The sequence below is a fragment of the Paenibacillus sp. TAB_01 genome, assembly GCF_043945595.1.
Lineage (GTDB): Bacteria > Bacillota > Bacilli > Paenibacillales > NBRC-103111 > Paenibacillus_S.
The window spans coordinates 2,669,271-2,681,640 of the sequence record NZ_JBIFNP010000001.1 but is presented as its reverse complement, the minus strand read 5'-3'; the positions used below and the strand labels follow the sequence as shown (position 1 = coordinate 2,681,640).

The following is a 12,370-nucleotide window of genomic DNA, read 5'->3' as shown; positions in this document are numbered from 1 at the left end:
ATTCATACCATCCCCTGGAATAGAAAATATATACATTTTCCCCGGCCGGTCATAGCCTAAAAAAGCCGTCCCCGGAGCAGCTCTCGCTGCTTCAGGCACGGCGCAGAACGTTCATCCGCCTGCCGCAAGCATGATCATTCCTGACGAAATAAGGGAAGTCACCGCCTGCTTGCCGGCGAGCGAGAAGGCAAACGACCAGCCAAGCTCCTTTCTGACGGTTCACAGAGTCACCAGACAAGCGGTCAAGGTCGACGCCAGATACACTAGAACGAAAATTTGACTCGTTGACAGCGACTGCAGCAGCTCGCCTTCGCCCTGATTCAAGATTAATAGCCCGTCTTTGCGCAGGACCGAAAAGACGATGCCGCCCGCGGCCGCGGCAGGCAGGTGGAACAGCTGCAGAACCGGACCTGCCGCCTTCGACAGCCATTCCATCAGGCCGGTGATCTGCAGTATCGCCGCGAGCAGACAAATGGCAATATAAATCGGCATCGCCTGCAGCAGAAACTGCTTGACGACGATTCGGCCCCGCCAGCTCACCGCGCGCAGCCCGGGCCGCTGGAGGAAGGTGGGAGTCTGGTACACCGGCGCTGCGAGCGAGTCCGATTGGCGGTGCCATATTCGCGTATGCAAAGCGCCGGCCAAGCCCAGTGCGGCCACATAGGGCAGAAACAGCCACGGATGCCCGGCGGAGCCGAACACCGATAAGGAAGCCCCGATCTGATAGCTGCAGGCCGAGCCGAAGGCGATCAGCGATACGCATGATTTGCGGGTGCATGCGCTGCAAGCGCGGCTTTGAAAAACAGCGACGACGTTGCAGCCGAAACCGGACAGCACCGGGATGAGATCCCGTCCGCTCAGTCCGATGCGGCGCATCCATCCGTCCAGCGCATCGGTGATCCGGTCACTTGATTCCGCTTTCTTCCGCCAATGCGACACTGACTCCCAGCAGCACGACGACCGGAAACGCCCATAAGAAGGAATACCAGCCCAGCGTAACTATGCCGTAATCGCCGACCAACAGAGAACGCGCCGGCGGAGAGGCCGTCTCAAACCAGCGTTTGACCGGATCGATAACGGTTCGATCCGCTAGGGGCTGCAGCCATGCCGACAACAGATAAGCCAGCCCTACCGGTGCCTGCAAACAGCAGGCAGGTTGCCGCCAGCGCAAGCGGACGCCCCCAGACGGGATGTTCGAACCAGGTAGCTTTCGGATGCACAACGGACAAATGGCGTGCCGGCATTCGCTTTGCGCCGGAACGAAGCGGTTGGGCCTTGGTAAACGACAGGAGAATCTCCGTCCGCTCGGCTGCCTTCAGCCGGCGTGCGTCAGCCGTCATCACCGGAATGCCCAGCCATTTGCCGTAATAACGCGCAGACTCCGGCAGACGGTTCGGCTGCTTATCTGCAAAGGTCAGCACCAGCAGAGCCTTTTTGCTATCCAAGTTCAAGGCTTTGAGCAGCAGCGGCAGCTCCACCGAAGCGTGCGTGGCGCGCACGACCAGCACCACAATATCCGCATGCGTCACCGAGTCCAACGCCTCTTGCGTCGTTCGGCTGTCATCCTGAACCCGAATGCCCGGAAGATCCGCCAGCTCAAGCCCATCCGTTAGCCTCCCTTTGCGCGAACGGATCGTGGACCCGCGAAAGTTGGCTTCTTCTCCGGTTTCTTCTCCGGTCAGCCCGCGGAACAGAGCGGATTTGCCGGAGGATTCGAAGCCGATCAGCACCGCCGTATGCGGCTGCTCCCGCGCTTCCGTCAGCATTGGCAGTCCTCTCCGCAGCAGCTTAAATCGGTCAGCAGCATGCCCTGCTTGCGGTATTCCTCCAGCATGCTCGTATCCAGGCCGAGTCTTCCCGCAATCGCTTCCGCCACCACGCCGAACCGCTGCCGGAACTTGTAGATGAAGCAGAACAGCAGATTGCCGTGCGTAACGCCCGGGACCGGAAACGAACAGTCCCGGCGTGGCGGTCGATTCATCCTGCTCGCTGAGCAGGATAACTCCTTCGCTGTCCTGCTCGAATAAATGCCGGAGCCGATCCAAGCCGCCTTTAAAGCCTGTAGCCAGAATCGGGCGATGCGCCGTCTTAATGAATCGGTGGCTGCCTGAAGCGTCTTCGCAGCAGATCAGGTACCCCTCCTCGTTCTCTGCGCGTTCGATCCAATGCACTTCATAGCCGCCGAGCCATTCGATGGCTCCATCCCCCGTTTCCTTCAGGCGGTCACTTCGTGAAGGGAGACAGCTCTACGCTCGGATCGCTGCTGCCTTTTTCCATCCACCGGCCGTTTCGATCGATCAACGTTACTTTCTTCCCCAGCCGGCTCAAATGAATGGCGGCATCCGCTCCGCTCTCATAGCCGCCGATGACGACGATCTCTTCCCCCTCGATCTCCTTCCATTCGCGGACAAAGCTGTTATGTATACCGTATTCCGCTCCGGGGAAGCCATCCAGCTTCGGATATTGGAACTCCCCGGCTGCCCAGATCAGGCAGCTGGCGCACATCGTTCCTTTCGAGGTTTCCAGTTCAAAGCCCCCTCCCTGCAGCGGACGAACCTCGGTTACATCGACGCCCGTCTGCACAGGCAGCTGCTTGAACTCGGCTACGGCCTGCAAATAATCCGCATAATCTTCACCGGACGGATGCTCGGTTCCGAGCGTGTATGCAGGGGACGTTTTCAACGCAATCGCATTGAGATCCAGCATCCCGTAGGCGTTGCTTGTAAAGGACGGCGTTATCATGCGCATTTCCTCCGGCCACATGAGAAAAGAAGCGCCGATCTCCTCCCGTTCCAGAATGCAGAAGGAGCCGACGCCCAGATCCTTCAACGCGCAGCCCATGCCGACGCCAGCAGCGCCTCCTCCGACAATGAGACAATCATATCTGTTCAACAGCTGTCACTCCTTATATGTCAGTAATTAAGCACCGGAAAAGTAACTTGAAGCTCTACATTCCTTCGGCAATCCTATTTAGAGAATGCTTAATAGTAATTATTACGTTTAAATAAAGTATATATTACTCTCGTTCAAGCTGTCAATTGATGGGCAGGAGAAACTCAGAAAGAACCCAATGTATTGAGTAAAATTAAACCACCATACAGTCGCCAAAGCCGACAAAAAAAGCACGGGGCCGAATGCTTCAGGCCCAACGTGCTTGTCTCAATTGTTACTTATGTAAAAGCGCATCGATATTCAGTATAGCAGCCAAATGCTGGCCGTTCTGTCCGATCCCCTTAACGCATGACTTGCTGTCCTCCCCACTCCCGGGCGGGGTGTGCAGGTTGGAGTATACGGCTACTTGCGTCACACGATCTACCATCACACCCACAGATTCCTCTCCGTCTTTGACGATCACAATGCGCGCAGCTTTGGTCGGCGGCTCGTCCGCTAAACCGAACCATGCACGCAGGCTAATCACCGGCACCAGGCTGCCGCGTAATTGGATTACGCCTTGGATATAGGGTGGAGAGTGGGGAATGACTGTCATTTTCTGCATTCGGATAATTTCCCGAATCCGGTCAATGCCGATGGCGTAGTGCTCTTCCCCTATAGCCATCTCGATAAATTGCTCTTGGCGAACCGTTGTCATGCTATCACTCCGCATCGTGTTAGTTAACTTTGAAGGTAGCAATGGATGTATTTAATTCATCGGCCAGCAGCGCCAAGGACTGACTTATAGCTGCCGTCTCTTCCGCTGCCGCAGCTGCCTCTACGCTTGCTGCGGCAATCGTTTCTACCGACTGCATGACTCCGGAAGCTTGAGCAGCCTCTTCTTCGCAAGCAGCGGCAATTTCATTCACCTTTTGCGAGGATTCGCTGACCATATGAGCGATTTTGCCGAATGCCTCTCCGGTTCCGTGCGGACTGGGCGACGCTTTCCGTCACGGCCGCCACGCTTTGTTTTGTATTCTGCTGCATCACTTTAATGATTAAAGTAATCTCTTTGGTCGCCTGGCTGCTTCTTTCAGCTAATTTCCGAACCTCATCAGCGACGACAGCGAATCCTCTGCCCTGATCTCCTGCCCTCGCCGCTTCGATCGCCGCATTTAGCGCGAGCAAATTAGTCTGATCCGCAATGTCATCAATGACTTCGATGATGTCCCCGATTTTAAGCGAGTCTTCTTCCAGACGGGACATCGAAACGTTCACCTGCTGCATGCCTGTTATCGAAGCCTCCACTACACTTCCGCCTTCTCTGGCTGTCTGCACCGTGGCGTCGGAAAGCTCGGCAGCCTGCTCTGCACTGCGCGCAACGGAATCGATTGCCAAGGAGAGCTCCTTGAACAGCTCTGTAATGGAGTGGGCCGACTGGGCTTGGCTGGAGCTGCTGCCCGCAATTTCCTGTGTACTTGCCGAGATTTGCTCCGATGCGGCGGCAACGCTTTGCGATGATTGAATGACGCCGCCGATCATCCCTTTTAAATGGTCCACCATCTGGTTCAAGGAAACGGATAACTGGCCAACCTCATCCTTACTTTCAATATCCGACCGTTCGCTAAGGTCCCCTCCGGCTACCCGGGAGACCAAGGAAACCATTTTATTGAGAGGCTGGGAGATGGAGCGGGCAATCCCGTACCCCATACCGATACTGAACAGAAAAGCAATTAGGACGACAGTAATAGTAATCGTGCGTGACGAATTGTAAGCTTCAAGTGAAGCTGCCTTTGTCGCCTCTGCCAGCTTTACATTAATACTAATCAGATTGACCAGACTATCCCTTACCTTGCTCTCCTCTTTGGTCAACTGGCCGTCTTTAAACTTGACGAATTCCGATGGGTCTTGCTGGTAAGACAATTGGATCGCTGTGTCAAACAGCTTTTCGTAAACGGGATACGACTTCTCAAACATGTCGATTTGGTCCTGTTCCGGCTTTGTAAGCGTCGTATTTTGATAAGAGGCTATTTTATCGAGCATCTCTTTTCTTAAAGCTGGAACCTCTTGAGCATACTTGTCTTTTTCTTCTTTGGTCGGTGCCAAGCTCATATCCCGCAGCCGAACCTTCAGCTTCTCATAATTAATTTGAGCTGCGGACAGATCCCGTACAGATATCAGATTATTTCCGTACATTTGCTCCATATTGTTTTCCACCGTGTGCAAGTTTTGGATGGAGTAAATTCCTACTGCCGCCAGAATAAAAGAAATAACTAAGAAAGACGAAATTATTTTGACGGATACTTTCAGATTATTAAACCATTTCATTCGATTCGTTCCCCCTGGATGACATTCATTTCTCACAGACTTGTAGACTCATACCGCTTCTTCAATGGCTCCTCCCTTCCAAAAGAATCCATGCAATCGTAGAAGTATTCGACTTAATTCGATAATAACCTTCATAATTCGACAAATATTTCGATTGATATGCAGAACGATTTTACGCTGCCCGGCGATCCGGCCGAAATTAAAGGAACTTCCGGTGTGCTGCAGAACATGAATAAGATACTGAATGCTTACCGGGCAGCGGGTTTACCCGATTATCCATGTCGTTCGTTTGTACAAAGCTGGAACGGTTTCTGCGCAGTCAAAGCATCGATACGGTCGTGTTTACAGGCTGCAATTTTCCGAACTGTCCGAGAACATCCATATACGAGGCGAGCGATCGGGATTTCCGGATTGCAGTCGTCGAGGACGCCATGTCGCAACTGTACGATCAAGGCTTCCAAGAACTAAGAAATATCGGTGTTATATAAAAATGAGGCGAGGCCGTCCTCCGTGCCAACGGGAAGCGGGCATTTAAAAGAAGGCAAAAAAAGAGGGCCCTAAGGCCCCCTTCCGGGATTATTAATGCATCGGATTCATTTCCGCGCGAGTGACAATAACACGGCGGATAAAGAATGCGATCGCCAGACCGATAATGGTGACGATCATTGCGAAGAAGAACACATTTTGCGAGCCGAATGTCATGGCCTTGGCCACTTCGGTCAGCTCGTTCGGTGCGGGAGAAGCATGCAGATAGCTCTCCACGCCTTTGGTCAGAATGCTGATCGCTACTGCCGTACCGATTGCGCCTGCAACCTGCTGCAGCGTGTTCATCACCGCCGTGCCATGCGGATACAGCTCCGGCGGCAGCTGGTTCAAGCCGTTCGTCTGCGCAGGCATCCAAACCATCGAAATACCGACCATGAGACCAATATGCAGGGCGACAATGAAAGCGATGGAAGACGCCAGCGTGATGCCGGAGAAGAACCACAGCGTAGACGCGACGATGAACAGGCCGATAATGACGAGCCATTTGGGCCCGTACTTATCAAATAAGCGCCCCATTTTGGGGGACAGAATTCCATTCAGCGCGCTGCCCGGCAGCAGCATGAGTCCTGCAGCGAAAGCGGACAGCTTCATCCCGTTCTGCAGATACATCGGCAAAATAATCATGCTCGACAAGATGATCATCATACAGGAGATGGACCATCAGCAGACCTACGATAAACATCGGGTACTTGAAGACGCGCAAATTCATCATCGGTTCCCGCATAAAGATTTGTCTCAGTACGAACAAGGCGAGTCCCGCCAGCCCGATAAGGATCGAAGCAATGACGACTGCGCTGGTCCAGCCGCCTTCGCCTTCGCCCGCTTTACTGAAGCCGAAGACAACCCCGCCGAAACCGATCGTCGACAATATGACGGATAACAGATCGATGCGCGGCTTCGTCAGCTCCGTCACATTTTCCAAATACTTGAGTCCTACCAGCAGACCTATGATTAGAAACGGCAGCGACAGCCAGAAAATATAATGCCATGTAAAATATTCGATCAAAAGCCCTGCCACGGTAGGGCCCGTTGCCGGCGCAAACATAATGACGAGACCGACGAAGCCCATTGCGGCTCCGCGTTTCTCCGGCGGATAGACCACAAGGATCGTATTGAACATGAGCGGTATTAACAGGCCCATGCCGGCCGCTTGCAGGACCCGGGCAACCATCAGCATTTCGAAATTGAGTGCGAGCGCCGCGATCAATGTGCCGATGATGGAGCTCGTAAGTGAGATGATGAACAGCTGTCTCGTCGTAAACCATTGAAGGAGCAGCCCGGTCATCGGCATGAGAATGCCGAGCGTCAGCAGAAAGCCTGTCGTTAACCATTGCGCGGTCGCAGCCGAAATGCCGAACACGTCCATTAAATTACTGATCGCAATGTTGAGCGCTGTCTCGCTGAACATACCGATAAAGCCGCAGATAAGCAGCGATGCCATAATGGCTCGCGTATTGTATTGCTTCATTCACGATTCCCCTTCCCTCTCCCGAAAAACTCTTTATATGCGACACTATATTCGTTCGCTATCTGTTACAATAATATTTACAGTTATTCCTGTCAATACTCGGGAGCTAAATTATTTGTAAATACAAGAACATACGCCTAGGCAATCCCGCCTCCCAGCTTCCTCTCTAGCGTATCCAATTGATCATACAGACCCTAACTATATCACATTTCCATCCCGATCTCCGCTACAATTTCGAAACCGTTCGGTTCGGCAATGGCATAGCGGAGCTCCCCGCCACGCTCTTCCAGTCTCGCCTTCATCACGCTTAAACCAAAGCCTTCCTTTATCTGCTGATGCGATTCCAGCGCTATGATTGTAATAAAAGCAAGGATTAAACGAGGCTGGGTCCATAACCGTTTGGGGATAAACAAGATGATGGAATACGAGCACCAAATCCATAGGCTTAAAACGGCTTTGGGTGTGGGGCCTGTAAATAATTGATTCATATACATGAGCAGCAGGAGGATAACCACACTCATTATTTTTCTTAGGCTGGACCGGCTGTTGTTATTTTGAAGCGACACCTTTATCATCCCTAACTTTAAGAACGGTTGTTTATTCTCTGATTCGTCCCTGCCGCTGCTTCAGCAAAACTTTGACATAATAAACAACGTAATAGGTAAATGTGATTAACGTCAAGCCGGAAGTCCACGACATTCCGATAGTCGAGCCGATACTGTAGAAATCATGGCCTGATGCTGTCTGCACAGTATTCAATCCGCCGTTAGCGTAAAATGTATACGCCCGGGAAATAACGCGCAGGAAGAAAAGAATCATGACGCCGGTCCCGATCCAGGTATTCGGACGAAAGTGCCAGCTTCGATCTCGCTGCTCGAAGTCCGTCTTGGCAAGTCCATAATTTGCAAGAATGACGCCAATAACGATTCCCGCCAGATTGGAGATCAAGCTGGCCGGGTGAAAAATGCCCAGTGCAAAAAAGGCTAAGCCGACGATCAGGAATGTTATCATCTTGAGTACGATTTTGCCCGGCCGCAGCTGCTGCCATCCTACATTCCCTCGAATCCACCGGATCATAATTAAAGCAACAAGAGCTATGATAAGGATATTATTAAACGATATATTCATGTTTGCTCCACTCCTTTTGAATTTCAAAACGATCCTGCACCTATCTTAGCGAGTAATGCCGTAGTGTTTCGACTAGCTAAAGATAGAAATTCAAAAAAAGCCTCTATCTCCAGATAGAGACCCTTCGAATAGGAGCAGTCAAGTTTTGACCCTAACAGAAAGAAGGAATAGAGCCTATCAATGATCGTTATCAAGCGCCATGTTGAAGCCTCAAGCCGGCGGCTCATCTATACGTTCTCCGATTGTAAATTTTTTATCCGTAACTTCCTACAGGAGCTGCCCCTTTACCGCGCTAGCTTTATACTCCGAGCTTCTCCAATCCGACTGACCGCCGCGCAGCGCCGCAACGCGTGCCTGAGATAGGCGCGCGCTGAACCATCCTCAGCGAGTTCCCAGCGAATCAACAACCCCGAGCCGCCGGTTAGCCCGGGATCGCTTGCGCCCCGCTCCGCTTCATCTTTCCTTGGGAATGACGGAACAATTCCTCATAGCAGCCCTGACGCTGAAGCAGCTCCTGGTGCGTTCCTTCTTCGACAATTGCGCCCTGGCGCATAACCAGTATCCGGTCTGCCTGCATGATCGTGGATAACCGATGCGCGATAACGATCGTCGTCCGCCCCTGGGATACCACCTGCAGCGCCTGCTGAATCAGCTGCTCTGTCTGAGAGTCCAGATTGGCGGTAGCCTCATCCAGAATCAGAATCCGCGGGCGGAAGACGATAATGCGCGCGAAGGATAAAAGCTGACGCTCCCCTGCGGACAATCCGCTGCCTCTCTCGGACAGCCTCGTATCGTAGCCGTCATTCATACGCCGGATCAGCGGATCGGCGCCAACGAATTCGCACGCCTGGATGACCGCATCGCGGGAAATCGTCTCGTCGAACATCCGGATATTATCGAGAATGCTTCCTGCATACAGGTAAGGCTCCTGCTGGACGAGACCGACGATCCGGTGTAATTGGGCCTGCGGAATATCGCGGATATCTGTGCCGTCAATGAGGATGCCGCCTTCCTGCACATCATAGAACCGGCACAGCAGGCTAATAAGCGAGCTTTTGCCTGCACCGGTGGTGCCGACTATCCCGATCATTTCGCCTGAACGGATATGAAGGTCAAGATCTCGAATGACCGGCGATCCCTTTTCATAACCGAAGGTAATCTGATTGAAATCGATATTCCCCTGCACCGAATACCGATCGACCCGGTGCGCCGCCGGACGGTTCATCGATTTCGGGACGGGTATCGAAGACGCTCCAGATTCGATTGACTGCGACGGTAGCGGACTGCAGCATATTCCACTGCTGCGTGATAGCGTTAATGGGCTGGAAAAACTGTCTAATATACGTAATGAACGCATATAGAACACCAAATGCAAGGGCGTGGTCGAGCACCGCTCTGCCGCCGGTCCGATACGATGAGCGCAATCATAAGGTTGCTCAGCAAATCGAACGAACGGCTGAAGAGAACGACGGTACGAATTTCGCGAATGTTAGCCTTGAAATAGGCGTCATTCCGTTCTTTGAACTGCTCCGCCTGCGCCTTCTGCTGCTGGAACACTTGAATGAGGTTCATCCCAGACAGATTCTCGGCCACAAATGCCACAAGACGGGAAAGCCGCGTGCGGGCCATCTGGTATGTAATGCGCATATAGGAACGGAAAGCAATCGCGATAAACGCAATCAGCGGCAGCAGTACTAAGCAATAGGTACCAAGCGTAACGTCGAGCTGAAACATCATGACGAGAATGAAGATTACAGTAAGACCATCGCGAAGCAGTGTCAGCAGTACTTGGTTAAAAAACTGATTCAGCGCCTCGGTATCGCTGGAGACATGCGTTATCAGGCTGCCGCTCGTGGTCTTATCGAAATAAGACATCGAGAGCTTCATTATATGCTCGAACAGCTGCTTGCGTATTTTGGCGACAATGCTCTGTCCGGCAAACTGCAGTAAATTGTTCTGCAGGTAAGTGAATATCAAGCCGGATAACGACAGTCCACAATAAATAAGGCATATCGTAATTAAACTGCCATATTCGTTATTTCCTGCCATCAGATGGTCATCGATCGCGATTTTGACCAAATAAGGCTGGAACAGCTCGGCCGCGACGGTGATAACGGTGCAAACCGCAGCCAAGGCAAAGGTGATGCGGTGTGTTCGAGCATAGGAGCCAAGGATTCGGAAGGCGGACCGATACCGGGGCTTCGGCTGCTTGCCGGTATCCGTTTTCTGATCCATCTGCCAGTTGTTAATGGTCTGGCGCATCCCGACTTCCCTCCTCTTGAATCGAATGGAGCGTAGCATACAGCCCCGGTTCGGCGAGCAGCTCCTCATGCTTACCGCGCTGTAGGATTCGTCCGCCCTCCATGACGACGATAAGATCCGCGTGCTTCAGGGCACTGATCCGGTGCGCGATGATGATCGTGGTCTTGCCGCGCCGCTCCTCCTGAATGGTCTGGAGTATCTCGTTCTCGGTAACCGCGTCGACAGCGCTGACGCTGTCGTCCAGGATCAGCAGCGGCGCTTGCTTCATGAGACCGCGCGCCAAGCTCGTTCGCTGCCGCTGTCCTCCGGACAGCGTAATGCCTCTCTCCCCCAGCTTCGTCTCGAAACGGTCAGGGAAGGCGGCGATATTATCGTAGATCCGCGCCTGTCTGGCAGCGGTCTCGATCGTTTCCTGGCCGGCTCCCCGGCTGGAGAAAGCGATATTCTCGCGAATCGTTGTGCTGAACAGGAAGCCGTCCTGCGGCACATAGGCCATTTGGCTGCGCAAGCTCTCCAGCGTCAGACCGCGGATATCCGTCCCGCCGATGCGAATCGCCCCTTCGGGAGGTTCATATGTACGAAGCAGCAGCTTAACCAGCGTCGTCTTGCCGCTTCCGGTTCGTCCGACGATGCCGATCGTCGCGCCGGGCTTGATGAACAGGTCAATATCCCGCAGTGCAGGCTGAGGCGCCTCCGGATAGGTAAAGGTGAGCCCTTGTATGTGAACTGCAGCCTGCTCAGGCTCGATACTTACTGCATGCTCGGCTTCTACAATATCCGGCGGGACTGCAATCAATTCGTTCAGGCGCTGCAAGGACGCCCGCGAACGCTGCACGGTATTGATCACGTTGCCGATCAGCTGCAGCGGGTTCATCAGCATGCGGATGTACAGCGTTAGTGCCACGAAATTGCCCAGCGTGATCGTTCCATTAACGGTCAAGTAACCGCCGAGCGCCAGTGAAACGACCAGGGACATAGCCCCGAGAAAAGGCACCAGCGCTTGGAAAATCGAGGATATGCGGACAAGCGACAGCTGATGGTCGCGGATTCGGTCGACGTAAGAACCGAACCGCTCGACCATAATAGGCTCGACGGCGAATTTTTTCGTAACCCGTATGCCGCCGAACTGCTCCTCAGCCGTTTCCGTCATGGCTCCCAGCGCCTCCTGGACTTTCAGCGACCGTTTGCGAATGACCGGACCGAAGCGTGTCACAATCCAGGGAATCAGAAACAGAGGCACGATAGAAGCTGCGATAAGATAGAGCGAAATCCCGCTCAGGATCATCGCGCCTATGCAGGAAAACAAGAGCAGGGCTGCCGCCATCGTCTGGTTCACGCCCATTGAGATGGACTCCCTGACTCCGGTAACGTCGTTCATGAAGTAGCTCAGCATCTTCCCCACGCCGTTGCGTGAATAGAAATGCTCGCTCAGCCCCGAGAAATGCGTAAACAGCCTGCGGCGGGTCACGTATTCGAACCGTCTGCCGACATACATAATCAGATAATGACCATATCCGCCGATAAGCACGTTGCCCGCCCCGATCGCCAGCAGCAGCAGACTGTATCGAACGATATCGTGCTCCGTCAGTTCACCGGCCTGCAGCCGGTCCGGTGAAATGGCCGAGCACCATCGGAAAGCAAGCAAACACGATACTGGCGGCCGTATGGAATACGAAGGACGAGACATAGATGCGCCAAGACTCTCCCACAAATGGTTTCAATATGCCGCTCGACTTCAAAAACCATCACTTCCTCTGCCCGGGTTAT

General features: G+C 53.2%; 10 protein-coding genes and 4 pseudogenes. 1 reads left to right on the top strand and 13 read right to left on the bottom strand.

What is annotated here, in order from left to right:
- Window positions 1-219 precede the first annotated feature (219 nt).
- The 8 genes and pseudogenes from ACHHV8_RS13015 to ACHHV8_RS12980 all read right to left on the bottom strand — a co-directional run bounded on the left by ACHHV8_RS13015 (window position 220) and on the right by ACHHV8_RS12980 (window position 5,199).
- Window positions 220-939, bottom strand: coding sequence for a nucleoside recognition domain-containing protein (locus ACHHV8_RS13015; protein WP_395158633.1), 720 nt, complete (start codon window positions 937-939; stop codon window positions 220-222).
- A gap of 110 nt (window positions 940-1,049) precedes the next feature.
- A complete protein-coding gene (locus tag ACHHV8_RS13010; protein ID WP_395163493.1) occupies window positions 1,050-1,766 on the bottom strand; it encodes a FeoB small GTPase domain-containing protein in 717 nt (238 codons plus the stop codon).
- The gene (locus ACHHV8_RS13005; RefSeq protein ID WP_395163702.1) at window positions 1,760-1,981 is read right to left on the bottom strand and encodes a hypothetical protein; all 222 of its coding nucleotides are present in this window, start codon (window positions 1,979-1,981) and stop codon (window positions 1,760-1,762) included. The genes ACHHV8_RS13010 and ACHHV8_RS13005 overlap by 7 nt, the downstream gene beginning before the upstream one ends.
- Window positions 1,982-2,003: 22 nt before the next feature.
- A pseudogene (locus ACHHV8_RS13000) lies at window positions 2,004-2,171 on the bottom strand (NAD(P)/FAD-dependent oxidoreductase); the annotation flags it as partial.
- Between the two features lie 52 nt (window positions 2,172-2,223).
- Window positions 2,224-2,892 (bottom strand): NAD(P)/FAD-dependent oxidoreductase, encoded by a 669-nt coding sequence (locus ACHHV8_RS12995; protein ID WP_395158632.1) that lies wholly within the window; start codon window positions 2,890-2,892, stop codon window positions 2,224-2,226.
- 274 nt (window positions 2,893-3,166) lie between these two features.
- Entirely contained in the window at window positions 3,167-3,589 is a 423-nt protein-coding gene (locus ACHHV8_RS12990) for a chemotaxis protein CheW (protein WP_395158631.1), read from the bottom strand.
- A 19-nt stretch (window positions 3,590-3,608) separates the two neighbouring features.
- A complete protein-coding gene (locus ACHHV8_RS12985) occupies window positions 3,609-3,824 on the bottom strand; it encodes a hypothetical protein (RefSeq protein ID WP_395158630.1) in 216 nt (71 codons plus the stop codon).
- Complete coding sequence (locus ACHHV8_RS12980) at window positions 3,793-5,199, bottom strand: methyl-accepting chemotaxis protein (RefSeq protein WP_395158629.1); 1,407 nt, start codon at window positions 5,197-5,199, stop codon at window positions 3,793-3,795. Before ACHHV8_RS12980 ends, ACHHV8_RS12985 begins: the two co-directional genes overlap by 32 nt.
- Before the next feature lie 278 nt (window positions 5,200-5,477).
- On the opposite strand from ACHHV8_RS12980, the gene ACHHV8_RS12975 reads away from it, so the two are divergent.
- Window positions 5,478-5,687, top strand: a complete 210-nt coding sequence (locus tag ACHHV8_RS12975) for a cysteine hydrolase family protein (RefSeq protein ID WP_395158628.1) — start codon at window positions 5,478-5,480, stop codon at window positions 5,685-5,687.
- Between the two features lie 91 nt (window positions 5,688-5,778).
- Here the strand turns inward: ACHHV8_RS12975 and ACHHV8_RS12970 are convergent.
- The 5 genes and pseudogenes from ACHHV8_RS12970 to ACHHV8_RS12950 form a co-directional block, all read right to left on the bottom strand.
- A pseudogene (locus ACHHV8_RS12970) lies at window positions 5,779-7,213 on the bottom strand (DHA2 family efflux MFS transporter permease subunit).
- A gap of 203 nt (window positions 7,214-7,416) precedes the next feature.
- The gene (locus ACHHV8_RS12965) at window positions 7,417-7,779 is read right to left on the bottom strand and encodes an ATP-binding protein (RefSeq protein ID WP_395158627.1); all 363 of its coding nucleotides are present in this window, start codon (window positions 7,777-7,779) and stop codon (window positions 7,417-7,419) included.
- A 31-nt stretch (window positions 7,780-7,810) separates the two neighbouring features.
- On the bottom strand, window positions 7,811-8,341 hold the full coding sequence (locus ACHHV8_RS12960; RefSeq protein ID WP_395158626.1) for a CcdC protein domain-containing protein: 531 nt from the start codon (window positions 8,339-8,341) through the stop codon (window positions 7,811-7,813).
- 421 nt (window positions 8,342-8,762) lie between these two features.
- Window positions 8,763-10,603, bottom strand: a pseudogene (locus ACHHV8_RS12955) (ABC transporter ATP-binding protein).
- Window positions 10,587-12,342: pseudogene (locus ACHHV8_RS12950) on the bottom strand (ABC transporter ATP-binding protein). The pseudogenes ACHHV8_RS12955 and ACHHV8_RS12950 overlap by 17 nt, the downstream one beginning before the upstream one ends.
- Between the last annotated feature and the right edge of the window lie 28 nt (window positions 12,343-12,370).